Origin of the sequence: Bacillus sp. YKCMOAS1 (assembly GCF_030268125.1) — a bacterium.
Lineage (GTDB): Bacteria > Bacillota > Bacilli > Bacillales > Bacillaceae > Bacillus > Bacillus safensis.
The window spans coordinates 234,005-260,677 of the sequence record NZ_BSEI01000005.1 but is presented as its reverse complement, the minus strand read 5'-3'; the positions used below and the strand labels follow the sequence as shown (position 1 = coordinate 260,677).

The window sequence follows — 26,673 nt, the reverse complement described above, 5'->3', positions numbered from 1 at the left end:
ATTTCAGAGGAATGTGCTTTTCACTTTCTCTTCCATATCTCCGTAATTGGCATTGTCTTTAATATTGTCGATTAAATAATGTAATTCCTGTTGAAGCTGAATGAGTTCCAGCGAATATTCATCCGATGCCAAATAGACAGGGATGTCACGATTCATTGCTTCTTTTAATGGAGCCCATGTATGTTCCCCTAAAATAAGATACGAAAAGGACTCCTCGGTTTCAAGTATGTAAACGAACGCAAAGTGATCAGAATCAACAAGCATTTGTCCTGATGCTTTTGCTTTTTGGATTTGCTCTTCTGACTGGATTGTCAAAATCAGCCTGTCTTCTTTTAAAGTTGCTTCTGTGATTTCAATTCTGTTTTGCATCATGATCTCCTTTACAACAAAGTACAGCTTTATTTTATCATATCAAGTTCAATATTGATAAACCGAACTTTTGGAGAAAATCCTGTTTTTCTCTTTTAAATGATCCTTTCCCACGATTCTTCATTCAATTTGGTCCACGCCTAAAGAAAATAAAGAGAAAAAACAGTCTTTTACATGGTGAACACACTTCATGTACAATAATCATATTTCCTCTAAATGAAAGGTTGATGTCAAAATGGCACAGGAAATTGAAATAGAACTAAAACAATTATTAATGAAAGAAGAATTTGAACAGCTGAAACTGCATTTTCAATTGAAGGATGCGGATTTCCACACGCAAACCAACTATTATTTTGATACACCTCAATTTGATATAAAATCTCAATTGGCTGCATTAAGAATGAGAGAAAAAAACGGTCAATGGGTGCTCACATTAAAAGAACCGCACGAAATAGGCTTGCTTGAAACCCATCAAACGATCGATCCCCCATCACAACTTAACGATTTTGAGCTGCCAGAAGGTGAAGTTGCGGACAGATTAGCCCACCTGAACATTCAAAAGGATCAAATTGTGTACTTTGGTTCACTTGAAACGTCAAGAGCAGAAAAAATGATCAAAGAAGGCTTAATTGTTTTGGATCACAGCCGATATTTAACAGTAGAGGACTATGAACTTGAATTTGAAGTGAGCGACCTGGAAATCGGACAAGCCGCTTTCTCCGCATTGCTCCGCAAATTTCATATCCCAGTACGAAACACGAAAAACAAAGTCGTTCGTTTTTATGAAGAAAAAATGAAAACACAGAATAGATGAATTCCTTGAAGGAGGAACATGATGAACGTTAATCAACTTCAATCCTTTATGCAGCTTCAAGCGCTTAAAACGTTACAAACAGATCCAGCACAAACGCAAATGTCTGCGGGTCAAGAATCGAATGCCCAAGCTTCATTTCAGTCGCTGCTGCAAGATTTTTTAGGCGGATCAGAATTATCACGTCTCCCGCTTTCCATCTCTGCTTTTATGGGCACGGACCCATCAACGGCTCCGAACACGCAATATGCGCGTACAAACCCATATTTATCTGCGATTGCCAGCAGTGATCAGCTTGAGGCTCAATCTTTGTATGCAAATGACAGTCAATTAAATACAGCGAATGGCATTGGAAATGTCTTAAACAACAGCTACACACCGCCGCTTCAAAAGGCTGTCTCCAGCGGCTCATCATCAAAAGAGATTAATCAAATCGTGTCACAAATGGCTCAAAAGCATGGCGTTCCTGAAAAGCTTATTCACGCAGTCATTAAGCAGGAATCCGGCTATCGCACGAATGCTGTCAGCCATGCAGGTGCGCTTGGTCTCATGCAGCTCATGCCATCTACGGCTAAGTCACTTGGCGTCAACAATGCCTTTGATGCTGCACAAAACATTGAAGGCGGTACGAAGTATATAAAACAAATGCTTCAGAAATATAACGGAAATATCTCACTCGCCTTAGCTGCCTATAATGCAGGTTCAGGAAATGTAGATAAATACGGGGGCATCCCTCCATTTAAAGAAACACAAAATTATGTAAAGAAAATCACAGCCCAATATTTCGCTTAAACCGAAGAGAATAACCTCTTCGGTTTTTTGTATGTCGCTTTTCCCCCTTTTTTGACTGAATGTGTTATGATATGGTCAATTGATCACGGAACCCGCCCCACTCTTTATTTCGAGCAGACCAAAGCTGTTTGTTTGTGGAATTGAGATGAGGTTGTTAAAATAAGTACAAGAATAGAAACAATAAAATAGAACAAACTGAATATCACTTTTGAAATAAATGAAATGCGCAATAGGGTGAGTCATCCTATTAACTACGAGTAAAAGGAGTAGTCAACATGGTACAATCGTTTAACGCACCTTACGAAGCGGTTGGAGAGGAACTTCTATCGCAACTTGTTGATACTTTTTATGAAAATGTAAAGTGTCATCCTTTGCTTCATCCTATTTTCCCGGATGACTTAAAAGAAACAGCAAGAAAACAAAAACAGTTTTTAACGCAATATTTAGGCGGACCACCGCTTTATACAGAGGAGCATGGCCACCCAATGCTGCGGGCGAGACATCTCCCTTTTCCGATTACTGAGGAGCGGGCGGACGCATGGCTTGAATGCATGGAGGATGCAATGGATCAAGTAGGACTAACCGGCGATATTCGTGACTTTTTATTTGAACGGCTTTCTCTGACGGCTCGTCATATGGTCAACCAAACACCTGAAAAGGATGGACGATCTTGAGCTGCAATTCGCACGATCAATATTTCTCACACTGTCACGGACATCCTCAAAAGCCGATTGAAATCTATGTATTCATTGATCCTCTAAGCCCAGACTGCTGGTTATTAGAGCCATCCATTAAAAAATTAAAAATGAAATATGGCCGTTTTTTCACTTTACGAACGGTAACAAGTTCTAGTATTAATGCATTGAATCGGAAAAGAAAGAAACATTTACTGACTGAAGCATGGGGGAAATTTGCCACTAAAACGCAGACCAAAAAAGAACAAATGCTGTCTGAACAAATTGTGACATCACCCTACCTCGCCTCACTCGCATTAAAAGCAGCGGAGCTTCAAGGAAGAAAATGCGGAATGAAATTTTTGCGTCTCATTCAAGAATCGCTTTTTTGCCATCAGCAAGATGTCACAAGTGAGCAAGTGCTGATAGAAAATGCAAAAAGTGCTGGTCTGGACATCGAGGAATTCCAGCGCGACATTCATTCTCAAAGTGCGGTGAAAGCACTACAATGTGATATGAAAATTGCAGCTGAAATGGACGTATCTGAGCTTCCGACCTTCGCCTTTTTTAATACCGTAAATGGAGATGAAGGATTAAAAATTTCAGGTGCCTACTCTTATGATATATACGAGGAAATCCTTTTTGAAATGATTGGTGAAAAACCAACACCATCTGAACGGCCTCCAATTGAATGGTTTATTGCATACTTTCAATTTGCATCCGCAAAAGAGATAGCCGTTGTTTATGACCTGACGCTTGAAGAAGTTGAACGAGAAATGAAGAAGCTGGCTTTCGCTCAAAAGGTAGAACGTGTACAAGTGCAGCAAGAAATGTTTTGGCGTTATAAAGAGAATGACCACCATACAGATCTTGATGTATATCGCTGTGAAAATGAACATGGGTGCTGACCCATGTTTTTTCTTTACTCTAAAAAGGAACGTTTGTTCCATTTATAGACACGAAGAAACCGCGCCGGGATAAGCGCGGTTTCACTATGTCTTAACGACAACAAAGGGGATGGGAGAAATTTTTCACGGTCAAACAAAGGGGTAATGTTTGTATGTGATTAATTTCACATCTGTAGTATATCAAATTTTGTCGACTTATGACAACAGATATGCTAGATGTTCATATTTTTGTCACAAAACATAAGAGGGTTGTCACTTTCATATAGTGAAAGTAACAAAAAATGGGGGGATTTACATGCGCAGCACAACCATTGGACTTGTTGCCATTGGCTTATGTTTCTTTTTAAATATATTAGGCTTAATGAAAATGCTTCCTCTTTATGTGACGTCTCCACTCTTATTTGCTGCGATTCTTTTTACGCTTTACCGAATGAATCACCGTAAGACCTTTAGAGGTTTTAAAGGTTGATCATTAAAAAGGATTGGCCTCTGTATCTGAAGAGGTCTTTTTTATGAGAAAAAAACTCCTGTCAAAAGATGAGCTGGCACTCACACGTCTGACAGAAGTCTTTTCATTACTCACCTGTTTTGGAGATGAGCTCTTCCATTTCTTTCAGTTTTTCTTCAAACAATTGGCATGCTGCTTCAATTGGTTCTTTAGAAGCCATATCAACCCCAGCTTTTTTCAGCACATTGATTGGATAATCAGAGCTTCCTGCTTTAAGGAAATCTGTATAGCGCTCTACCGCTGGTTTTCCTTCTTGTAAGATTTGCTTGCTTAATGCCTGCGCCGCACTATAGCCTGTCGCATATTGATACACATAATAGTTGTAATAGAAATGAGGAATTCTCGTCCACTCTAATCCAATTTCCTTATCAACCACCATGCCGTCACCAAAATACTTCTTGTTCAGGTCATAATAAAGGTTCGTCATAAATTCTGGCGTTAAAGCCTCTCCTTCTTGTGCTTTCACATGAATAAGATGCTCAAACTCAGCAAACATCGTTTGTCTGAATACTGTTCCTCTAAATCCTTCTAACAAGTGGTTTAATACATACAAGCGCTGTTTTTTATCGTCTAAATGATTCAGCAGGTATTCGCCTAGTAACGCTTCATTTGTAGTGGAAGCCACTTCAGCTACAAAGATACTATAGTTTCCATACGGATATGGCTGGTGTTTTCTTGTGTAGTAGCTGTGGACAGAGTGCCCAAATTCATGAGCCAGCGTAAACAAATTATCAATGTTATTTTGCCAGTTCATGAGGATATATGGATTTGTACCATAGCTGCCAGATGAATAAGCACCGCTTCGTTTCCCTTTATTCTCATAAACGTCTACCCAGCGATTTTCGAGTCCTTCTTTTAACACGGACACATATTCTTCTCCTAAAGGCGCTAACCCTTTCAGCATATAATCCTTTGCTTCATCGTAGGTGAGTTTCATGCCAGCATCTTTCACAAGTGGTGTATACAAGTCGTAATTGTGCACTTCATCAAGCTTTAATACCTTTTTGCGTAATTCAATATAGCGGTGTAATAACGGTAAATATTGATGAACTGTATCAATTAGATTGTCATACACTTCTTCTGGGATGCTGTTTCGTGATAGTGCTGCTTCTCTTGCCGATTTGTAATTTCGTACTTTTGCATAAAAATTATCCTTTTTAATTGAACCGCTTAGTGTAGAAGCAAGTGTATTCTTATACTGATCATACGTTTTATACACAGCTTTAAAGGCATTCTTTCTCACTTCACGATCATCACTATTTAAAAATGTGATAAAGTTGCCGTGGGTAATTTTCTTTTCCTCCCCATTCTCATCCTTTACAGAAGGAAACGAAATATCGGCGTTGTTAAACATACTAAAAGTAGTAGATGAAGATGAAAGTGGTTCAGAGGCCTCAGCTAATAAAGCTTCTTGTTCCTCACTTAAAATATGTGGACGCTCTTTATTAATTTCTTCGAGAGCATGTGAATACAGTTTTAATTCTTCTTTTTCCAGAATAAATTGCTGCAATTTATCTTCTTGAATTGATAAAATCTCTGGAACAATATAAGCAGATGTACTAGACAGCTGTGTAAATAGATTCGACGCTTTATCATTTAACGCCTGAAAGGATGAATTCGTTGTATCTTCATCGTATTTCATGTGAGCATATGTATAAAGCTTGCCAAGCTTTTCAGAAAGTTGATCCTGAAAGGTTAGGGCTTCATACAGGACATCAGCAGAATGGGCCAGCTTGCCTTTAAATTGTGCCAGCTTCGGAATTTCTTTTTTGACCGCTTCGAATTCCTTGTTCCATGCATCGACGCTTTCAAAAATATCTTCAAGGCGCCATTTGTTTTCTTCTTTTACTTCGCTTCTGTCTGGTAGATGATTGTTTTTGTTTTGTGAAGTCATATGAATCCCCCTTGCATGAGTTGTGTTGAACCAACCTTTCGGAAAGTGAAAGAAATTGGTGTTGTATTTATCTTCTTTGTTTTGAACTATATTTGTCAAATCATATGCAGAAATAAATACCAAACAGACTAAAAAAATGAGAAAAAAGCGTTTCTTTCGATTCAATAGCAGCACCACCTTTTTCTTATCATGATCAAAGTGGTCATGAAACATGCTAATGAAATAAGAAAGCATCTCGTTTTAGCACTTCATCAAGTGTTTGTATTGGCATTTGATTGGACGATACTTCATAATTACCCTCTTTCGTCATATGTAAAAACCCTTGTCTTACAAGCGCCTTTACATATGCAGTGACCACCACTTTTATTTCTTCTCTTGACACATCACTATATCGGAGTTTCACTTCTTTCATCTGCACACACCGGTTGATTTCTTTCATCAGCTGTTGAATCGTTACTCGCCTGCTTCCTTTTTTCCTCATCATCCAATCATAGAGACATCCCTGCCAAACATATACGGGACTTGTAAAGATATACGCTTCTTGCACCGGGATAAATAATACAGTCGGCAAAAAAGGAAATGCTGTTTGATGATGCTCATAAAAAATATCTCTCAAACGTTTGCTTTCATTTGATAAAATGCGAGGAGGACGCTGCCTAAATTGCTGTATACATTTAAGCCATTGTTGGTTTACTTGACGCTTGCTTGAGGGCGGAGATAGGAGTGCCGGTATTTTGCTGTATGCTGAAGGTGGTCTGACAGTCATTGCCGCACATATTTTCGTTGGTTGAAACACGAGAAATTGCTCAAGATGGATGAACCTATTTTGAAGCGGGCAGAAAAAAAGCAACCGCCTTTTCTCTGATTCCCTTAAAATTCCCCAATGAATGGAGGAGAAAGAAAAAAGCTGGGCAGATTTTCGTTTCAAACGATTTGCCCCTATTATCCATATAGGAAAGAGACCTGCTTCACGGAGACCTGCTGTTCTTCTGCGCAGCTCCTGCCGGGAAATATTAGCACATTGAAATTCGAATGCATAGGTTTCATTTCCTATAGAGACGGTCACATCAGGACGCTGATGAACCTTTGACATATACTTTTCCAGCGCCGGGTTATGTCCAAGCCGCTTCAGCCAATTCATAATGGCTTCCTTTCCCGCCTGATGATAAGCCGTTTCGCCTGAGGCTAACGAACATGCTGTCAGCTGTTTATGCGCAAAATGATAGACACGATGCTCCCCTAGCTTTAATTGCACCTCTTCCCTACATTCAGGACAATAAAATTTGCACGTCGTTCTTACATGCTCCAGCCGGCTTTTCGATAGATGATGTGTAATTCGGATAAGCTTACCGTTATCCATCATTGCTGCATTCATTCAGTTCGCCCCTCGCTCTTTGATGCCCGTATTATAGCTTGTTCGTCTATAAGAAAGCGAAAAGGGAAAATGAATTTTTACCGTGTCAAAAAATGATTTTACTGATCATAACTTCCGTAAAATAAAAAATCCCCCTTATAGAAAAGAGGGAAAATACAATCTTTATAAAAGTGGTGATAATAATCTTGCAGTTGATTCAAACAGTCTGACCCTCAAAGGTCTCTTTGCGAACTCTTCTGACACAATTTCATGTGACTGCTCTAAATCACCTAAGAAATCGTTGACAAGCTTCTCTGTGCTTTTCGTTTTATAGAGGAAGGCATTCACTTCAAAGTTCAAATGAAAGCTTCTCATATCCATGTTTGCCGTTCCAATCGAAGCCAGTTCATTATCCACAATAATAAATTTACTATGCATAAAGCCTTGATCATACTCGTACACCTTCGCCCCTGCGTCAAGAAGCTCCGGGAAGTATGAACGAGACGCATGGAACACAATCCGTTTATCTGGATTCTTTGGAGCAATAATCCGGACATCTACTCCGCTCAATGCGGCAATTTTCAATGCGGACAAAATATCATCATCCGGAACAAAATACGGTGAAGCGATCCAAATGGACTTTTTAGCGGAGATGATCATAGAGAAAAAGAGATTTTTAATGACCTCCCACTGCTTGTCAGGCCCGCCAGCAATCATTTGTACGCCTTCTGTTGTACTCTCAAGGTGGCTGAAATCTTTGAAATAGTCCACACCTGAGCATCTTTCATTCGTCATATAATACCAATCCTGCATGAAAATCTGCTGGAGGTCACGAACAGCTTCACCCTTAATCATCAGATGTGTATCACGCCAGAATCCATATTGTCTGCTTTTGCCCATGTATTCGTCACCGATATTAAGCCCGCCGACAAATCCCACTTCTCCATCGATGACAACAATTTTTCTATGATTTCGGAAGTTAATTTTATTATTTAAAAGGGGGAGCCTTACTGGTAAAAATGGAACGATCTGAACGCCAGCCTTTTCTAGGTCAGCAATATATTGACGAGAAAGCTTTAAACTTCCTACATCGTCATATAAAAAGCGGACAATCACGCCATTTTTCGCTTTTTCAATTAGAATGTCCTTTAATTCTTGGCCAAGTTCATCGTGGCGGAGAATGTAATATTCTAAATGAATGTGATGTGTTGCTTTTTTGATCTCTTCAAAAATATGAGAGAATGTTTCTTCACCATTGGTTAGGACTTTAGAGGACGTGCGATATGTAATAGGGGTATGTCCAAGTCTGTGGGCCAGCTTAAATAAAAGCTGCTGATGATCACCCATATGCGTCATTTTTTCAATCGCTTCTCTATGAATACGTTCATCTTCCTGGATTAACTGCTCATCCAATACCGCTTTCTTTTCAAATAGCCGGCGCTTTTTGATATTGCGTCCAAAGAAAATGTAGAACAAAAAGCCGAATAACGGAAAGCTGCCCAGCAGGACAAGCCATGTAATCGTGTGAGACGGATTCCGGTTCTCCAAGAAAATAACAAATCCGATGAAAATAATCGATAAAGTAAATAGAACACTGACTGAACTTAATACACTTACCGCTAAATCACCGGCAATCAATTGGACGATTAAATAAGCACCTATCGTAATGATTAGAAAAAATAGAACTTTGACTACATTTCTCATTTCATTTTCTCCTTGCCGATCTCTTTATTTACCTATTCATTCAGATAAAAAAGCCGATTCCTCTATAGAAATCGACTTTTTGTAGTTACGAGAAGTGCTGTTGAATCGTTTCAAGGGCATTCCCTTCGATAATCAGCTGACCGTATTCTTTCAGTCTGTAGATGCTGACAACTGATTCATGAGCATATTCAAGCAAAATGCTGAGCTTATTCTCCACTTGCTCATCTGACAAATCCTCGTGGAAGTCAACATATAGATAATAACGGTTTTCAAACGAATATAAACTTGTGGTAAAATCCTGCATATTTAATTGAGAAAGTGCAATCAAATCTTCAAAATCATCCATTTTCAACACGAATTGAAGTTGAAGTTTTTTGTCCTTCTCATTATGGTCTTCTTGATCTTGCTCTTCTTTATGAAAATCATCAAGCAGTGCGTCTAAGCTTTCTTCATCTGTTTGATCTTTTTTATCTTCTGGAATCGGCAATTCGAGCTTTTGTCCATCTTTAGAAAGTTGGGCTTTTGTCACGACAATTTCAAGACCTTTGTCAAGTGCCTGCACTTGAATCCATAGCGGTCCCTCTACTGCAAATTCTTCTTCTTCGTGCACTTCGTCCATTACTTCCCAAAACAACTCTTCACTGCGCTCACGATTATACCAAATCTCTTCACGGTCAAATCCGCGATCTTCAATATCACCGTAGGAAATATAAAATTTTACTGTATGTTCATTTATTCTTTCGATTTCCATTTTGCCAACCTTCCCTTCTATATAAGATGTTGAAGGGACATACAAGCTCCCAATTAATAGTACTTTACTACACTTTACCCGTTCCGTCTACATGTTAACCGTTTAAAGAATTGAGGTATTGCTTCGTACTGTCTATTTTATGATAAAACATGAATAAAAGAAATAAAAACGCATTTTTTGCAGAGAAAACTTGCAGAAACATATATTTGAATTGTCTTCATATATTGGTTGTACGAGCTCTATTTGGGACATGAGGTGAATTGGATGGAAACAGAGTGGATCGTATCCTTACTGATGATTATTGGCATAGACCTGATTTTAGGCGGAGATAATGCGCTCATCATTGCAATGGCCAGTCGAAGTTTATCACATGATAAACGCAATAAGGCCATTTGGATCGGCACACTTTTAGCCGTACTGATGAGAATTACAATGACTGGTGCCGCCGTTTATTTATTGACAATCCCTTATTTGCAGTTTATTGGTGGTCTTTTTCTCCTTTATATAGGATACAATTTGTTAATTGAACAAAAGAAGGAATCGATTCGGATTAAGAGCAGCGGCTCCCTTTGGCGTGCGGTGCAAACCATTGTGATTGCTGACCTCTTTATGTCACTTGATAATGTCATCGCAGTTGCAGGTGCGGCAAAAGGCAACATGCTTCTGACCGCTTTTGGCCTCATGATTTCTGTACCGATTATTATTTGGGGAAGTAAGCTGATTCATGCAGCTTTGACCAAATTTCCGTTTCTTTTATACGGAGGAAGTGCGCTTTTGGCCTTTACTGGCGGAGAAATGATTGTGCGTGATGTGAAATTGACTGAATTTATGTCACAGCATGCAGCACTTGAATTGTTGCTTCCGTTTTTAACCGTCATAGTAGTCATATTAGCCAGCCTCTTTTACGAACAAACGGCTGAAAACAAATAAAAAAAGCTGCCAAATGATCGGCAGCTTTTCGTGTTTATATTAGTTAGCAAGTCGTTGAGCTTCTCTTAGTTGGAATGTACGAACCGTTCTTGGTAAGAAACGTCTAATTTCATCTTCATTGTATCCAACTTGTAATCTTTTTTCATCCAAGATAATTGGGCGACGTAAAAGACCTGGATGCTCATTGATTAGTTTATACAATTGTTGAAGCGGCATTGTCTCAACATTGACATTTAGTTTTTGGAATACTTTTGAACGTGTTGAGATAATTTCGTCTGTACCGTCTTCTGTCATTCGAAGAATTTCTTTGATTTCATCGATTGAAAGAGGCTCAGAAAAAATGTTTCTCTCTTGATACGGGATATTGTGCTCTTCTAACCACGCTCTTGCTTTTCTACATGATGTACAGCTTGGTGATGTGTATAATGTTACCATAAATCTTCACTCCTCAATTTGTAGAATGAATATTGATCTGTATTCTTAAATTAAAATTGTTCTAAATAAGTAATCTTTATAGTGATTATACTATAAAAAAGTAAGTGTGAACAGATTTTCTTGCAATTTTTGTGACAAAAACTAGACAATTTCATTCATTTTGTGGTGCTGCTTGATGTCAGAACATTCTCATTTAGTCGAGATGATCGAAAATATTTTTTTGCTTTCTATTTTCAATGATCTTCAATACATCATCAACATCCTCATACGATTGTCCATACCATTCTTCATCTTTATACGTATGGATTCGTTCATAGGTCTTCCTCATGGCTTCCATGATCTCTTCCTCGTGATTTGTAAGAGGCGACCAATAAAGAATTTCCATGCGGTTCACTTCATTTGTTGCAAGTGACCTGCGTTTATAACCGATTGATTCTGCATGCTTGAAGTGCTCTCTTTGGTAAAACTTTAGGCGTTTTGCAGTATCTGCATCATCTTCATCTACAGGCTCGACTTCAAGCAAGATCGGTTTCTTTTTTTCCTTCAGTTTATGGATCAGCTTTGATCCGAGGCCTTCACCTCTTGCATCTTTGGAAACAAATAAATAATCAATAAAGATGAAAGAATCAAATTCGGCGTACATCATCACATGATGAGGTCCTTCCTCCTTATGATAAATATCACTTCTTTCCTTTAATAAAGCTTCCATATGCTCTTTTGACTTCATTTCTTCTATCGGGAAGTATTCACTGAGCTTTTCATACCAATTCATGGATCTGCTCCTTATGCTATAGTTAAGAACCACTTCCTTAGATATTCCCGATTTCCTGCTATTTAAACGCCTGTACTAGTAAGACGCAGCAAAGTCTTCAGTAGTTTCACTTTTTTTCAATTAACGTAAAAAAAGTTTTATAACGAACGATTCATGACTAGTTGAATACAGACAAACAAGATCAGTGTCATCGTGATTTGCAACATGATGAAATAAAGATATTTTACACGCCGTGCTTCTTGCTTCTGCCCCCTTGTCTTTCGGTTAAGCATATATTCCACTGAAAAAGACACAATCCCAATGAGCACCATAAACAAGAGCATCCACTTTCCTCCGTTTGGTTTCCTGAAAAAAGACGTTGAAAATAGTATGAATACAATGAGAACATGAAGCAATGAATAACGATAGGTTTTCCAATTGTACATTTGATTTCCTCCGGTATTTGCTTGTACTTAACTAAAAATTACCATCATCTTGTTTTTTTGTAAAATAAAAAAAGAAGTACTGCATTAGCAGTACTTCTCTCTTCTTATGATTGTTTCGCCTGAAGCTCTTTGAATTCTTCCTCTGTGCAGCTCACAAAGTGACCTGGCTTCACTTCACGGAACTCGGTGTTTGTTCCTTTGTGAACAGATGGATCATACTTGATTCGTTTGCGGTTACGCTCATAATCAGGATCTGGAAGCGGAATCGCAGACAGCAATGATTTTGTATATGGATGCAGTGGGTTTTCGTATAATTCATTCGCTGGTGCCAGCTCAACCAATTTTCCGAAATACATCACGCCGATACGATCGCTGATGTATTTTACCATGGACAGGTCATGCGCAATGAATAAATACGTTAAGCCTTTTTCCTCTTGAAGCTCTTTCAATAAGTTGACGACCTGCGCTTGGATCGACACGTCTAATGCAGAGATTGGTTCATCGGCGATGATGAAATCTGGCTCTACTGCTAATGCACGTGCAATTCCGATACGCTGCCTTTGACCACCTGAGAATTCATGCGGATATCTGTTCGCATGCTCTTTGTTCAAGCCAACCGTTTCAAGTAATTGGATCACACGCTCTTTACGCGCCTTTTTTGTTTTCGCAAGACCATGAATATCGATGCCCTCTGCAATGATATCAAGCACTGTCATTCTAGGGTTGAGTGAAGCATATGGATCTTGGAAGATCATCTGCATTTGACGGTTGAATTCAAGCATTTTTTGTCTTGATTTCTTCCCGTGTACATTTTCCCCTTTATAAAGAACTTCACCGTCTGTCGCATCATAAAGTCTAATAATCGAACGGCCCGTAGTGGATTTACCACAACCAGACTCACCTACAAGACCAAGCGTTTCACCTTTGTAAATATCAAATGAAACCCCATCTACTGCTTTCACAGTTCCTCTTGCTGTATGGAAATGCTGCTTCAAATTTTTGATTTCTAACAGTTTTTCTGCCATGCTATTCACCCTCTTTTACTAATACAGGTTTTTCGTAGCTACCTTCTAGTTCACGCATTCTCGCCTTTACAGAAGCAGGCGGTTCAACTTTAGGTGCATTCGGATGAAGTAGCCATGATTTCACATAATGCGTATCTGATACTTTGAACATTGGTGGTTCTTGTTCGAAGTCAATTTTCATTGCATAATCGCTGCGGAGTGCAAATGCATCTCCTTTCGGCGGGTTTGTCAGATCTGGCGGTGTTCCTGGAATAGCAGTCAGCTTTCCTTCATCTCCGCCATCAGTGTCAAGGCTCGGCATTGATGCTAAAAGTCCCCATGTATACGGATGCTTTGGATTGTAGAAAATTTCATCAACAGTCCCTGTCTCCACAATCTGTCCTGCATACATAACAGCTACACGATCAGCAACGTTTGCAACAACACCTAGATCATGCGTAATAAAAATAATCGAAGTGTCAACCTTTTTCTGAATTTCTTTCATTAATTCTAAAATTTGTGCTTGAATTGTTACATCAAGTGCAGTCGTCGGCTCATCGGCAATCAACAGCTTTGGATCTGCTGCAAGCGCCATGGCGATGACAACCCTTTGTCTCATCCCGCCACTAAATTCGTGCGGATATTGTTTAATTCTTTTTTCAGGCATTGGAATTCCAACAAGTTCTAATAGTTCAATGGCTCTTTTTTCAGCCGCTTCTTTTGAAATTTGTTCATGCTTGAACAGCACTTCTGTAATTTGCTTCCCGACTTTCATCGTTGGATTCAAAGACGTCATCGGATCTTGGAAGATCATTGAGATATCTTTTCCTCGAATGGTTTGCATTTGTTTCTCGGTTTTCTTGACAATATCTTGGCCATCAAACAGGATCTGTCCGCGCTTGAAATAACCCGGCGGCATCGGAATTAGTCTCATGATAGCTTGTGATGTCACACTTTTACCAGAGCCAGATTCACCTACAATAGCCAGTGTCTCGCCTTTATTTAAGTGGAAGTTCACACCACGAATGGCTTGAACTTCTCCACCATATGTTTTAAATGAGATTGCAAGGTCTTTCACCTCTAGAATACGTTCACGTTCCATCCTAATCACTCCTTATTTACGCAACTTCGGATCTAAAGCGTCTCTTAGTCCGTCTCCAACCACGTTAAAACCAAACATTGTAATACAGATAAATGCGGCTGGGAACCATAATCTCCAAGGGTAGTACGTCATGGCTGGAATGCCGTCAGACGCCATTGTTCCCCAGCTTGCTAATGGCTGAGGTACACCAAGCCCTAAATAGCTTAGGAATGCCTCTGTGAAGATAGCAGAAGGAATCGTTAATGTCATCGTCACAAGAATTGGTCCCATTGAGTTTGGAATTAAGTGTTTAAATAAAAGTCTAGATGTTTTCGCACCTAATGTTTGTGCTGCAAGAACGTATTCTTGACTCTTTAATTGTAAAACCTGTCCCCGAACAATCCGTGCCATGTTAATCCAGCCTACGACTGTCATGGCGAGGATAATCGTTAATAATCCTTTTGGCAGAACAACCATCATTAAGATAACCATTAATAGTGTTGGAATTGCCCATAAAACGTCTGCAATACGCATCATCACTTCATCTGTACGGCCGCCTTTGAACGCAGCAATACTTCCCCAGATAATACCGATGATTACGTCAAGGAGCGCTGCAGCAAGACCGATGAAGATCGAAATTCTTGCCCCGACCCATGTACGGACAAACATGTCACGTCCTAAATCATCTGTACCGAACCAGTGCTCTTTTGAAGGCGGCTGGTCAGCATTCAATAAATCGGTCGTAGAGTAATCATATTTAGAAAAAATCGGAACAAAGATGGCCAGCATCACAATAATAAAAATGATTGTGAGTCCAACCATTGCAAGTTTATTGGCACGGAAGCGAAGCATAGCATCCTTCCATAAAGATAGACTAGGTTTAGAAATTTTTTCAGATTCTGCTGCGTCAGCTGTCGCAGGCACAAATAAATCTTTTCTCATCTCTTCCATGTGTTAGACCCCTTTCTTCGCCTTCGTCAGTTTAATTCTAGGATCGATAATACCGTAGAGAACGTCAACGACTAGAATACTGACTAATAGAATAATACTGTAGAAGACTGTTACACCCATGATGACAGTGTAATCACGGTTTGTAATGCTTGTGACAAAGTGAGAGCCTAAGCCAGGGATACCAAATATCTTCTCAACGACAAAACTACCTGTTAAAACTGAAGCAGCCATTGGTCCCATGTATGTGATAACAGGCAACAATGCGTTTCGGATGGCGTGTTTGATCGTCACAGCTGATTTTGTTAATCCTTTCGCTCTAGCCGTTCTAATGTAGTCACTATTTAGTACTTCAAGCATACTTGACCGTGCAAGTCTAGCGATAAATGCCATTGGCATGAAGGAAAGTGCAATAGAAGGTAGTACGGTGCTGGCCCAAGACTCCCATCCTGCAACTGGGAAGATCGCTATAATGCTTGCCTCAGATGCAAATACATATTGTAGTAGCGCCGCTAAAATGAAACTTGGAACTGAGATTCCAAAGATCGTTAAAATGGCAATCGTATAGTCTTGCCACTTGTTATGATAGAGCGCTGCAAGGACCCCAAACAATACACCAAATGCTAATGCGAGGAGAATTGCCTCAATTCCGAGGGTAAAGGAAACGGGGAATCCAGAACTGATTAAGTCATTTACGGTTTGTCCTTTATATTTAAATGAGGGACCAAAATCTAATTTTGCAACTGAACCTAAGTAGCTTACATATTGAACAAATAAGGGCTTGTCCAATCCGTAGTGCTCGTTTAGGTTTGCTTCAATTTCAGCAGGAAGTTTCTTCTCTCCAGAGAATGGACCACCAGGTGCTGCCTGCATGAGAAAGAAAGTTGCAGTTACAATAACAAACAGTGTGATTAAAATATATATTAATCGCTTACCGATATATTTAAGCAACGGAATTGCACCTCCATGATTTTACAACAAATTCTCTAATCAGCAAGAAAGGTATATGGAGAGACATCCTCCATATACCTTAAGATCCTTGCCGTAGATCTCTTACACTATAACTCTTACTTTTCGAAATGTGCCCATTTGTATTGAACATCACCTAGTCCAGATACAACTACACCTTTAAGTTTTGGATCTTGTACCCAAGGCTGAGTGTAGAAGTAAATTGGTGCTACAGGCATATCATTGATGAGAATTTCTTCTGCTTTTTTCAGCATTTCTTCACGCTTTGTTTTATCTGTTTCTTTTGCAGAATCATTCAACAATTGTTTGTACACTTTGCTTTCCCATCCAGTATCGTTGTTTCCACCGTCTTTATCTTTGTAAAGCTCAAGGAAGTTCACTGGATCGTTGAAGTCACCTAACCAGCCCATACGTCCGATTTGGTAGTCTCCGCTGTGGATTTTATCGATGTATACGTTCCACTCAGAGTTATCAAGTTCCACTTTCACACCTAAATCTTTTTTCCACATTTCTTGAATTGCTTGTGCAATCTTTTGGTGGCCTTCATCTGTGTTGTAAGAAAGTTTCAATGTTGGAAGATCAGAAACAGACTTATAACCTAATTCTTTCGCACCTTTTTCAAGAAGTTTTTTAGCTGTGTCTACATCATGATCTTTGAAGTAGCCAGTTTTGTTGCCCTCGAAACCATCCATTGTTGGTGGAACAATTGCCATTGCTGGAACTTGTTCACCTTGCGTAATTTTGTCAACGATCGCTTGACGGTTGATTGAGTATGTCAGGGCCTTACGGATGTTTACATTGTTTAAAGGTTTTACTTTTGTATTGAATTTGTAGTTATAGATACCAGCGATCGTTTGGATTTTCAGACCGCCTTCTTTTTTCAATGTTTTTAAAGACTCAGTTGGAAGGCTTCCAGTTGGCATACCAGCCCAGTCAAGCTCGCCTTTTTTGAACATGCTAAGCTCAGTGTTTGTATCTTTGATCATAGACATGTTGATTTTTTTCAATTTCACAGTATCTTTATCCCAGTATTCATTGTTCTTTTCAAGCGTGATAGAACCGCCATGTTTCCATTTAGAAAGAACGAATGGTCCGTTAGATACGTAGTTTTCACCAGCATTTGTGTACCAGTTTTTATTCTTTTCAGCCACTTTTTTGTTGACTGGCATATACGTATAGAATGCAGTTAGTTCAGTAAAGAACGGTGTTGGGTTCTCTAGCTCAACTACAAGCGTTTTGTCGTCTTTAGCTTTAATGCCAACATCAGCAACTTTCGCTTTCCCTTTGTTCGCTGCTTCAGCACCTTTAATATAGTAGAGCTGGTAAGCATATTGAGATTCATTTTTAGGATCTAATACCCATTTCCAAGCATATTCGAAATCTTTAGCTGTAACAGGGTCACCATTAGACCATTTTGCATCACGTAGTGTGAATGTGTATGTTTTACCATCAGCACTTGTTTTAATATCAGAAGCCATTGCATTTTCTGGCTTTCCTTCAGCGTTAATTCTTGTTAATCCTTCAAAAGTCTGACGGATGACACTACCTGAAGTTGAATCATTTGCCAATCCCGGATGTAGAGAAAAAGGCTCAGTGGAGATATTCACATTTAATGTTGTTTTAGCCTCTCCAGAACTGCTCGTGCTGTCGCCTGATTTGTTTCCGCTGAAACCACAAGCGCTTAATACAAGTGTGAAAATAAGCATTAAAGTAACAACAGACCAACGCTTTTTCAACTGTATTCCCCCTTATAATATGTTTTTAGTTCAAAGGTCTCGATAGAAGATGAGATTCAGATTTAAGAAATAGCGTAAAAAAGTCCCTAAATAGTCCACTTTCTATTTCTTTTGTTTTTTCTGAATTTTCACTATGTAAAGAGCCTAGCACAAACGTGTGAACAAATTCATTATAATGAATAGAATAATTTATTGCAATATCAATTTCATATATTTTTTAAAAACGTAAATGGGGATAAAGAGGGATTTTTATAAACTAAAGTCTCAATCACTTCAACAAATTAAAGCGTAAATTGATTAAAATAATTTAACAAATTCAGCAGGAATAATGTTTTATACATATAATTAATCATCCTTTTTTAAAAAATTCTGACAGATTTTTGTTATTTTATCTAAAATTTTAAGTGTCTATAGGCATGATGAGAAGGTCACATAATGGCTTCGTGACTTTTTCATGGTCATCCTTTATAATAGATAGCATATTGTTGCGATGAAAAAGAAGAGTACATATATTCACCATTTACAGAGAGTCTGCGGCCGGTGTGAGCAGATAATGGCATGTATGGAATGGGCTTTGGAGCAGCTAACCGAACACTTCTAAAAAAGTGAGTAGGCTTAGACGGAGCAGTCTCCGTTATCAACGTCTTGAGTGATTTCTATGTGAAATAACAAGGGTGGTACCACGGTTCATTCGTCCCTTTTCTGTTGAAAAGTGATGGGTGGGCCTTTTTATATTGAAGAAAAGAGGTTTTAGTATGACAAAGAAGACAATTTTTTCTGGCATTCAGCCGAGCGGTTCTGTCACATTAGGGAACTATATTGGAGCAATGAAGCAATTTGTCGATTTGCAGCATGACTATAATGGCTATTTTTGTGTCGTAGATCAGCATGCGATTACAGTGAGTCAGGACCGATTAGCTCTCCGCCAAAATATTAGAAGCTTAGCAGCTCTTTATTTAGCTGTTGGACTTGATCCAGAGAAGGCGACATTGTTTATCCAATCAGAGGTACCTGCTCACGCCCAGGCAGGATGGATGCTGCAATGTGTTGCTTATATTGGAGAATTAGAAAGAATGACCCAATTTAAGGACAAATCCGCTGGTAAGGAAGCGGTTGTTTCAGGCCTATTAACGTATCCCCCATTAATGGCAGGCGATATCTTATTATATGGTACTGATTTAGTCCCTGTTGGAGAAGACCAAAAGCAGCATCTTGAATTGACTAGAACGCTTGCTGAACGCTTTAACCGAAAATACAATGACATCTTCACTGTGCCTGAAGTGAAAATTCCAAAAGAAGGCGCTCGGATAATGTCTTTAACAGATCCAACGAAAAAAATGAGCAAATCCGATCCGAACCAAAAATCCTTCATTACCTTATTAGATGAACCAAAGCAGCTTGAAAAGAAAATCAAAAGTGCTGTGACGGATTCAGAAGGCATCGTCAAGTATGACAAAGAGAACAAGCCTGGAATTGCCAACTTGCTGACGATTTATTCTGTATTAGGCAACATATCGATTGCAGAGCTGGAGCAAAAGTACGAAGGCAAAGGATATGGTGAGTTTAAAGGAGATCTTGCGAACGTTGTCGTAGATGCTTTAAAACCAATTCAAGATCGTTACTATGAACTTATTGAATCACAAGAGCTTGATCGTATTCTAGACGAAGGTGCTGAAAAAGCAAACCGCGCAGCAAACAAAATGCTGAAAAAAATGGAGAATGCGATGGGTCTTGGCAGAAAACGCAAATAAAAAAAGCTTGCAGCACTACTCGCTGCAAGCTTTTTCTAATTTACTTTTGATTCGTTTTCCATTTCCCAAAGTTTTTCGAAAAATGGCTGTCCTTTAATCATTTTTTCACAGAAGGCTAAATGATTCTCTGACCACCCATCAATCGTTTCATTGTAAAGCATGTTCCAAATCTCTTCGAATGACATTCGTTTGATTTGGTTGTACATGCGTGGGTTCCATTCCGTATACCAATACGCAATCTCCGCCCTGTTTTGGAGCCCCTTTAATTGATCGAGCGCCATAAACATCAGCTGCTTCAGCTGTCTTTCTTTTCTCGTTAATCCGCTGATATGCTGCGGCGGCAATGATAGGATGTGGTACTCCTTTGTCGATTCAAGACTGTCCTTAGAGAATTCATATTCTTCTGCCTTCACATCTTTCACCATTTCATAGACCAATTGCTCCTGCCTTGGGATCAAGCGGCTTTTTCTCACAGGAATGGAATACCCAATCGTATCCACGGCAATGATTCGTATGCCGTCTGTGACTACAAAGCAATACTCTAATTTTCGGCGCTCATGATTTTTTCGAATATATGATTTCTCAAATACGGACTCTAGCAGCGTCTTTGGCAGCTCTGAAAGATCATTCTCTATGTAATCAAACAAAGGACTCTGCACCTTAAGTAAAGGCACTTGATCTAACAGTTCAACACTGTCCTCCTTACGCCACTCATGAAAATGACACACATTGTAGCCATTTTCTTCCCCTTCAAACCAATTCACCCATACGTCATGAAGAAATAACATAACCAATCCCTCACTTTATAAAAACTGTTGTCCACAGTATGGGCAAGGGATAGAGAAATTATTCCAACTTTATCAAAACTTCAAACTGGATGAATGACGGCTTCGTGTCTTTATTTCATTCAGGAAACGGAGAGCGCACGCAGAGCCCCTTTAAACCTTACTTCAGCTTTTTAGGATCAAGCGCATCTCTCAGACCATCTCCTAAAAAATTAAAGCATAAAACAGTCAGCAAAATGAGTAAACCTGGGAAAAGCGGGTACCACCACGCTTGCACCATAATCGAGAAATTTTGTGCATCTTGCAGCATGTTGCCCCAGCTTGCCGTTGGCGGCTGAATACCAAAGCCAAGGTAGCTGAGCGTTGATTCAGCTAAAATGACAGAGCCTACTTTTAATGTAGCTGACACAATAATAGGACCGATACAGTTCGGTAAAATATGCGAAAAGATAATGACATGATTTTTCGTTCCAATGGTTCTTGCCGCAAGTACGAATTCTCTTGTTCGAAGTGATAAGAATTCACTGCGGATGAGCCTGGCGGTTGTTGTCCAGCCTGTCAAAGCAAAGATTAAAATTAATTTATCAATGCCCGGTTTGAAAATGGTGACGAGCGTGATCAATAGAAAAATGTCTGGAATCGACAACACGACATCAACAAACCTCATTAACAAGGAATCAACAAATCCTTTGAAATACCCCGCGACCGCGCCAACGACAGTTCCAATAGTGATTGCACCAACCACCGAGACGAAACCGACCAATAAAGAAACGCGCGCGCCATATAGCACCCTTGAGAAAATATCGCGGCCAAACTTGTCTGTGCCCATAAAATGCTCAGCACTTGGCGGCTGGAGCCGCTTCAATAAATCTTGATGCTCTGGTGCATATGGAGCGATCACTGGAGCAAAAATGGCAGAAAAAATAATGACCAATAAGATCACGGAGCCGGCAACCGCCAATTTATTTTTGAAAAATTTCTCGCAAAATAAACGCAGCATTGTCTCTGGCTTTGGCGGAAGGCCCTCCTTTAATTTGATATCAACAGGAGGTGTTCCCATATTAGGCTGTGCCAATAGTACTTCAGCTCCCTTCTAATATTCAATACGCGGATCAACGATCGCATATAAAATATCCGCTATTAAATTTCCAACCACCACGAGCACTGCAGAAATAACGGTCATCGCCATAATGACCGGATAATCTCTCGAAAAGGCAGAATCAATGAACAGCTTTCCGAGTCCAGGCCAGGTGAAGATTTGTTCCACCACAACCGCGCCGCCAATAAAGGATGGTATCATCAATCCGAAAATCGTTATGACAGGCATAAGACCGTTTCGTAAACCATGCTTAAAAATAACTTTGTTTTCTCTAAAGCCTTTCGCTCTTGCGGTGCGAATGTAATCCTGCCTCATGACATCAAGCATACTCGACCTTGTATACCGGGTCAGCCCTGCCATATCAGCCGTTGCTAAAACAAAGGCAGGTAAAATAATGTGATGGAGCCGGTCAAACACATTAAAATCGGCATTCATGGTAGAGACTCCTCCAGTTGGGAACCAGCCTAGGTTCACGGATAAAACCATAATGAGGATAAGACCAAACCAAAAGTTTGGAATAGCCAGTCCGATAAAAGATGTAACCGTAATCCCATAGTCAAGCTTTGTATACGGACGTTTTGCTGAAAGAACACCAGATGGGATGGCGATCAGCAGGGCAACTAATGTAGAAAAAATCATGAGGATGAGGGTATTTGGCAGCCGGGCAAAAATCAAATCAGCCACGGGCGTTCCCTTTTTGACAATGGATGTGCCAAAGTCACCTTGAAGCATATTGCCAAGCCATTTCATATATTGCACATATTCAGGATCATTCAAGCCGTACTTATCAATAAAGGCTTCCCGGTCTGCCGCACTAATGGTAGGGTCCATCATGAGTGACATCGGATCGCCTGGTGCTGCTTTCATAATGGCAAAGGACAAAATGGTAATCCCTAATAAAATAGGAATAGAGAGCAATGTCCTTCTAATGATATATGTAACCATATGCACAACTCCTTTTTCATCGGATCGCCATTCTGTGAAAAAAAGGCTAAAATGATGTTATTTTAGCCCTTTGTCTTCTTTTCAGCGTGATATGAACCCCCTTGAATTCTCGTGCTGATACGGGAGCGCGATTAGCACCACGCAAAGACCTGACACCAAATGCAAGGGATTGTTCTCACGGTGAAAGGGGAGAATCCTCCCCCTCTTCACTATCAGCCTACTGTTCAAGCCACCATTTTTCGATTTTGTAATACTCATCTTTCGGGTGGTAAGAATAGCCTTGAAGATTAGATGGCATAGCGCGATGTGAGTTAGCATAGTAAAGGAACGTATACGGCTGATCCTCTGCAATCAGTTTATAAATTTTTTCATATGCCTTTGAATAATCTTTTCGATCGCTTAATTTTTTAGCATCAACTAACAGCTTATCGACCTCTTTATTTTTATACCAGATGTTATTTAAGCCTTTTTCTGATTGGCTCGAGTGGAAGATGCTAAATTGATCAGGGAATGTCGCAAGACTCCAGCCGAGCAGCAGTGCATCATAATCCCATTTAGGTGCTGTCGTCTGCTCAATGAGTGCACTGAATTCCACAATTTGCGGCTTTGCTTCTACACCAATCTCTTTAAGCTGCTGCTGGACAACGACAGCGATATCTTCACGAACTTTATTACCTTGGTTGGTCTTTAATACAAAGGAGAACTTCTTGCCATCCTTATCAAGATAGCCATCTCCATCTGTATCCTCCCATCCCTCTTCTTTCAGCATTTTTTTCGCTTTTTCTTGATCAAATTCAAACACTGGAACATTTTCATCCTTTGGATAATTCCAGGACAGCGGACTTTCTGGAATGTTGGCTACTTTGCCGTCTCCATCTAGCACTTGGTCAACAATTGTTTGACGATCAATGGCATGTGTCAGCGCTTGGCGGACCTTTTTACTTTTAAAAAGGTCATTTTTCTGGTTCCAGCCAATGTATGAATAATTCAGGCCTAGGTCAGATTCAATTTTAATGTTGCTGACTTTTTCAGCTGTTTGCAGCTCCGCTCCTGGTACAGCAAAGAAATCAATATCGCCTGCTGACAGCTGAGCAATGGCTGCATTTTGGTCAGGAATCGTTTTAATCGTGACGGTATCAAGGTATGGACGTCCATCCCAATAATCGTCAAAGGCTTCTAGTTTGACGTAGTCTCCTTCTTTCCACTCTGCAAATTTAAATGGACCAGAACCGATTGGTTTTTTTCGGTTAAATTCGTTTTCACCGAGATCCTTTATAGGCACATCGCCTAAAATATGCTTAGGTAAAATGCCATAGCTTCCTAATGTGACATTATAAAAATAGGGATCTTTTTTATTAAGCTTAAATTCGATCGAGTAGTCCCCTGTCTTTTTAACAGACTCTAATACTTCAAAGCCTGATCCGCGCTCCCCATTGTAGTCCTTATTGATTGGAATGCTGTATGTAAACACAACATCATCAGCAGTCAGTTCTTCCCCATCATGAAACTTCACACCTTTTTTAATGGTGACATCAAACTGCTTGCCATCATCCGATTCTTTAATATCCTCTGCCAGCGATAGCTGAGGGTTGAGCTTTCCGTCTGTTTGAAGTAAGAAGCTGTAGATTCTTTCCTCAATATCAGAGCTTGCCACATCTGTAGAATACAGAGAGTTAAATAGTGTTGGCTCTGCAATTGAACCGATGACAAGATCTCCGCCTTGTACCGGTTTACCTGTGGATTTCTTTTCGCTGTCTCCTGACGTCTTATTTCCACCAGAACAAGCAGCTAGGATTAATGTGAAAATCAGCAGTAAACTGACCAATATGGACTTTCTATTTCTAACTTTCATAGACAATTCCCCCTATTCTTTTTTAAAAATAATGACAGAATCCTGTGTCATCCCCCCTCTCAAAGATGAGATCATACAAGCTTGATCAAGCGTTGTAGAGGTGGCAGGCAACAAAGTGGTTCGTTTTTAACTCCTGAAATGCTGGTACTTTTTCTTTACAGATTTCTTTGGCATGCGGGCATCTTGTGTGAAATACGCAACCTTTTGGTGGATTTGCAGGACTCGGTAGATCGCCTTGCAGCATAATGCGTTCTCTTTTCACCTGCCCTTTTTTACGGGTGACAGGAACGGAAGAAAGCAAGGCCTGTGTATATGGATGGAGCGGCTCATCGTACAGACTATGTTTATCGGCAAGCTCCATCATTTTGCCGAGATACATGACGCCGACTCTATCGCTAATATGCCTGACCACACTTAAATCGTGAGAGATAAATAGATAGGTAAGATCAAATTCCTCCTGAAGTTCCTCCATTAGATTAATGACCTGCGCCTGAATGGATACATCAAGTGCTGATACAGGCTCATCTGCGATGATCATGTCGGGATTCATGGCAAGCGCACGAGCGATGCCGATTCGCTGCCTCTGCCCGCCTGAAAATTCATGGGGATAGCGGTTCGCAAAGCTTGGATGAAGGCCTACCTTTGATAAAAGCTGTTCTACTTTTTCATTTCTTTCTTTTAAGGAATATAAGTGATGTGTTTTGTAGGGTTCTTTGATGATGCTTCGAAGTGTTTTTCTAGGGTTGAGTGATGCAAAGGGATCTTGAAAAACCATTTGGATGTTTTTTCGTGTAGATTGTCTTAACTTTGATTCTGATACGCGCGTGATGTCTTGCCCTTTAAAAAAGATTTGACCGTCTGTTGGTTCATATAGACGAATCATCGTCCGTCCTAATGTGGATTTACCGCATCCTGACTCACCGACAATACCTAACGTTTCACCTTTATAAATCTTCAAGTCTATGCCGTCAACAGCTTTTACTGCACCGACTTTTTTCTGAAAGACGCCCGCTTTAATCGGAAAATGTTTTCGAATCTGTTTCAGTTCAAGGATCGTTTCTTTCTCTGGTAATTCCGTTATTTGTGTTTGATTTTGAGCAAGGGTCATGTTTGATCTGCCTCCTCATATAAGAAACATCTGACGCTTCTGCCACCTTCAAATGTTCTCAGCTTAGGCAGTTCACCTAGGCAGCGTTCCTTCACTTGCGGACATCTAGGAGCAAAGCGGCAGCCGGCTGGAAGCTGATCTGGCGCAGGAACATTCCCTTTGATTGCTGTTAACGGCTGGATGTCTCCGTCAATAACAGGAATTGATTCAAGCAGCCCTTCTGTGTAAGGATGAAGCGGTTGTTCAAACAACTCTTCGACGGTCCCATTTTCAACAACCTGTCCGCAGTACATGACAATCACTCGATCTGCTACTTCAGACACGACACCTAAATCATGTGTGATAAGAAGAATAGAAGTACCAAAGGTAGAGCATAAATCTTTCATTAATGTGAGTACCTGTGCTTGAATGGTCACATCCAGGGCTGTTGTCGGTTCATCTGCAATGAGAAGCTTCGGATCACAGCTGAGCGCTATGGCAATCATTACTCTTTGCCGCATGCCGCCTGATAATCGATGCGGATAATCTTTCATGATTTGCTCCGGACGGGAAAAACCAACAAGCTTCAGCAGATCAACCGCTTTTTTGACCGCTTCTTTTTTTGAAATTTTTTTGTGATAGATGAGGATTTCTGTTATTTGTTCTCCGATGGTTAAGACGGGATTAAGTGAGGTCATGGGTTCCTGAAAGATCATAGATACTTCATTACCACGGATGCTGCATAATTCCTTTTCACTATATGTAACAAGGTCCTTTCCATCAAGTTTGATAGAACCGTCCATAATTTTCCCACCAGTTCCATGAATCAGACCCATAATGGATAAGGACGTAATGCTTTTGCCAGATCCAGACTCACCGACTAATGCGACAGTTTCTCCTCTGTTGATGCTGAAATCAACGCCATCAACAGCAGGTATCGGTTCCTTTTTTCGAAAAAAATATGTTTTTAAGTTTTGCACTTCAAGCAGCGTGCTCATTCATTCGCCCCTTTCTCCAAAGATCAATAGAATTGAACCTGAATATTCCGTCTTTTTAAAATAAAAAGAATTATTTGTATATTATTACATC

The 26,673-nt window shown here is 39.9% G+C and carries 26 protein-coding genes and 1 other annotated feature; of the genes, 7 read left to right on the top strand and 19 right to left on the bottom strand.

Annotation, left to right across the window (positions count from 1 at the left end):
- Positions 1–3: 3 nt before the first annotated feature.
- Positions 4–369, bottom strand: coding sequence for a UPF0738 family protein (locus QSJ46_RS16215; protein ID WP_024425029.1), 366 nt, complete (start codon positions 367–369; stop codon positions 4–6).
- 235 nt (positions 370–604) lie between these two features.
- Here QSJ46_RS16215 and QSJ46_RS16210 point away from each other — a divergent pair, with 235 nt between their 5' ends.
- The 5 genes from QSJ46_RS16210 (at position 605) to QSJ46_RS16190 (ending at position 4,023) form a co-directional block, all read left to right on the top strand.
- Entirely contained in the window at positions 605–1,183 is a 579-nt protein-coding gene (locus QSJ46_RS16210) for a CYTH domain-containing protein (RefSeq protein WP_099663159.1), read from the top strand.
- A gap of 21 nt (positions 1,184–1,204) precedes the next feature.
- Complete coding sequence (locus tag QSJ46_RS16205; RefSeq protein ID WP_064498305.1) at positions 1,205–1,972, top strand: lytic transglycosylase domain-containing protein; 768 nt, start codon at positions 1,205–1,207, stop codon at positions 1,970–1,972.
- 275 nt (positions 1,973–2,247) lie between these two features.
- Positions 2,248–2,646 (top strand): globin domain-containing protein, encoded by a 399-nt coding sequence (locus tag QSJ46_RS16200; RefSeq protein ID WP_008355333.1) that lies wholly within the window; start codon positions 2,248–2,250, stop codon positions 2,644–2,646.
- Complete coding sequence (locus QSJ46_RS16195; RefSeq protein ID WP_041089848.1) at positions 2,643–3,554, top strand: ClpXP adapter SpxH family protein; 912 nt, start codon at positions 2,643–2,645, stop codon at positions 3,552–3,554. Before QSJ46_RS16200 ends, QSJ46_RS16195 begins: the two co-directional genes overlap by 4 nt.
- A 295-nt stretch (positions 3,555–3,849) precedes the next feature.
- On the top strand, positions 3,850–4,023 hold the full coding sequence (locus tag QSJ46_RS16190) for a hypothetical protein (RefSeq protein ID WP_047201803.1): 174 nt from the start codon (positions 3,850–3,852) through the stop codon (positions 4,021–4,023).
- A 106-nt stretch (positions 4,024–4,129) separates the two neighbouring features.
- Here QSJ46_RS16190 and pepF read toward each other — a convergent pair whose 3' ends face one another.
- The 4 genes from pepF to mecA form a co-directional block, all read right to left on the bottom strand.
- Entirely contained in the window at positions 4,130–5,956 is a 1,827-nt protein-coding gene (gene pepF, locus QSJ46_RS16185) for an oligoendopeptidase F (protein ID WP_281733681.1), read from the bottom strand.
- A 214-nt stretch (positions 5,957–6,170) separates the two neighbouring features.
- The gene (locus QSJ46_RS16180) at positions 6,171–7,331 is read right to left on the bottom strand and encodes a competence protein CoiA (RefSeq protein ID WP_107163865.1); all 1,161 of its coding nucleotides are present in this window, start codon (positions 7,329–7,331) and stop codon (positions 6,171–6,173) included.
- Positions 7,332–7,493: 162 nt separating this feature from the next.
- On the bottom strand, positions 7,494–9,014 hold the full coding sequence (gene cls / locus QSJ46_RS16175) for a cardiolipin synthase (protein ID WP_224927966.1): 1,521 nt from the start codon (positions 9,012–9,014) through the stop codon (positions 7,494–7,496).
- A gap of 85 nt (positions 9,015–9,099) precedes the next feature.
- Positions 9,100–9,765: an adaptor protein MecA gene (gene mecA / locus QSJ46_RS16170; protein WP_024425038.1), complete on the bottom strand. Its 666-nt coding sequence runs from the start codon at positions 9,763–9,765 to the stop codon at positions 9,100–9,102.
- A 264-nt stretch (positions 9,766–10,029) separates the two neighbouring features.
- On the opposite strand from mecA, the gene QSJ46_RS16165 reads away from it, so the two are divergent.
- Positions 10,030–10,695: a TerC family protein gene (locus QSJ46_RS16165; RefSeq protein ID WP_047201799.1), complete on the top strand. Its 666-nt coding sequence runs from the start codon at positions 10,030–10,032 to the stop codon at positions 10,693–10,695.
- A 39-nt stretch (positions 10,696–10,734) separates the two neighbouring features.
- Here the strand turns inward: QSJ46_RS16165 and spxA are convergent, their stop codons facing one another.
- The 8 genes from spxA to QSJ46_RS16125 form a co-directional block, all read right to left on the bottom strand.
- Complete coding sequence (spxA, locus tag QSJ46_RS16160) at positions 10,735–11,130, bottom strand: transcriptional regulator SpxA (protein WP_003211421.1); 396 nt, start codon at positions 11,128–11,130, stop codon at positions 10,735–10,737.
- 193 nt (positions 11,131–11,323) lie between these two features.
- Positions 11,324–11,902, bottom strand: coding sequence for a GNAT family N-acetyltransferase (locus QSJ46_RS16155; RefSeq protein WP_024425040.1), 579 nt, complete (start codon positions 11,900–11,902; stop codon positions 11,324–11,326).
- A 137-nt stretch (positions 11,903–12,039) separates the two neighbouring features.
- Entirely contained in the window at positions 12,040–12,327 is a 288-nt protein-coding gene (locus QSJ46_RS16150) for a hypothetical protein (protein ID WP_285605003.1), read from the bottom strand.
- Between the two features lie 104 nt (positions 12,328–12,431).
- Positions 12,432–13,352: an ABC transporter ATP-binding protein gene (locus QSJ46_RS16145; RefSeq protein WP_059374939.1), complete on the bottom strand. Its 921-nt coding sequence runs from the start codon at positions 13,350–13,352 to the stop codon at positions 12,432–12,434.
- A gap of 1 nt (position 13,353) precedes the next feature.
- The gene (locus QSJ46_RS16140; protein ID WP_024426479.1) at positions 13,354–14,433 is read right to left on the bottom strand and encodes an ABC transporter ATP-binding protein; all 1,080 of its coding nucleotides are present in this window, start codon (positions 14,431–14,433) and stop codon (positions 13,354–13,356) included.
- Between the two features lie 12 nt (positions 14,434–14,445).
- A complete protein-coding gene (locus tag QSJ46_RS16135; protein ID WP_047201796.1) occupies positions 14,446–15,363 on the bottom strand; it encodes an ABC transporter permease in 918 nt (305 codons plus the stop codon).
- 3 nt (positions 15,364–15,366) lie between these two features.
- Positions 15,367–16,311: an ABC transporter permease gene (locus QSJ46_RS16130; RefSeq protein WP_047201795.1), complete on the bottom strand. Its 945-nt coding sequence runs from the start codon at positions 16,309–16,311 to the stop codon at positions 15,367–15,369.
- 116 nt (positions 16,312–16,427) lie between these two features.
- Complete coding sequence (locus QSJ46_RS16125) at positions 16,428–18,065, bottom strand: peptide ABC transporter substrate-binding protein (protein ID WP_285605002.1); 1,638 nt, start codon at positions 18,063–18,065, stop codon at positions 16,428–16,430.
- A 481-nt stretch (positions 18,066–18,546) separates the two neighbouring features.
- Positions 18,547–18,767: a binding site (T-box leader), on the top strand.
- Between the two features lie 53 nt (positions 18,768–18,820).
- Between QSJ46_RS16125 and trpS the strand changes: the two genes are divergently transcribed.
- Positions 18,821–19,816 (top strand): tryptophan--tRNA ligase, encoded by a 996-nt coding sequence (trpS, locus tag QSJ46_RS16120; RefSeq protein ID WP_047201793.1) that lies wholly within the window; start codon positions 18,821–18,823, stop codon positions 19,814–19,816.
- Between the two features lie 35 nt (positions 19,817–19,851).
- Here trpS and QSJ46_RS16115 read toward each other — a convergent pair whose 3' ends face one another.
- From QSJ46_RS16115 to QSJ46_RS16090, 6 genes are all read right to left on the bottom strand, one after another.
- Positions 19,852–20,604, bottom strand: coding sequence for a YjbA family protein (locus QSJ46_RS16115; protein ID WP_039177811.1), 753 nt, complete (start codon positions 20,602–20,604; stop codon positions 19,852–19,854).
- Positions 20,605–20,761: 157 nt separating this feature from the next.
- A complete protein-coding gene (gene opp4C, locus QSJ46_RS16110; protein WP_080772319.1) occupies positions 20,762–21,661 on the bottom strand; it encodes an oligopeptide ABC transporter permease in 900 nt (299 codons plus the stop codon).
- A 33-nt stretch (positions 21,662–21,694) separates the two neighbouring features.
- Complete coding sequence (locus QSJ46_RS16105; protein WP_285605001.1) at positions 21,695–22,645, bottom strand: ABC transporter permease; 951 nt, start codon at positions 22,643–22,645, stop codon at positions 21,695–21,697.
- 217 nt (positions 22,646–22,862) lie between these two features.
- Positions 22,863–24,497 carry a peptide-binding protein gene (locus QSJ46_RS16100; RefSeq protein WP_047201790.1) on the bottom strand — a complete coding sequence of 545 codons (1,635 nt, stop codon included), beginning with the start codon at positions 24,495–24,497 and terminating at the stop codon, positions 22,863–22,865.
- An 85-nt stretch (positions 24,498–24,582) separates the two neighbouring features.
- A complete protein-coding gene (locus tag QSJ46_RS16095) occupies positions 24,583–25,605 on the bottom strand; it encodes an ABC transporter ATP-binding protein (RefSeq protein ID WP_041089820.1) in 1,023 nt (340 codons plus the stop codon).
- Positions 25,602–26,582, bottom strand: coding sequence for an ABC transporter ATP-binding protein (locus QSJ46_RS16090; RefSeq protein ID WP_285605000.1), 981 nt, complete (start codon positions 26,580–26,582; stop codon positions 25,602–25,604). Before QSJ46_RS16090 ends, QSJ46_RS16095 begins: the two co-directional genes overlap by 4 nt.
- Between the last annotated feature and the right edge of the window lie 91 nt (positions 26,583–26,673).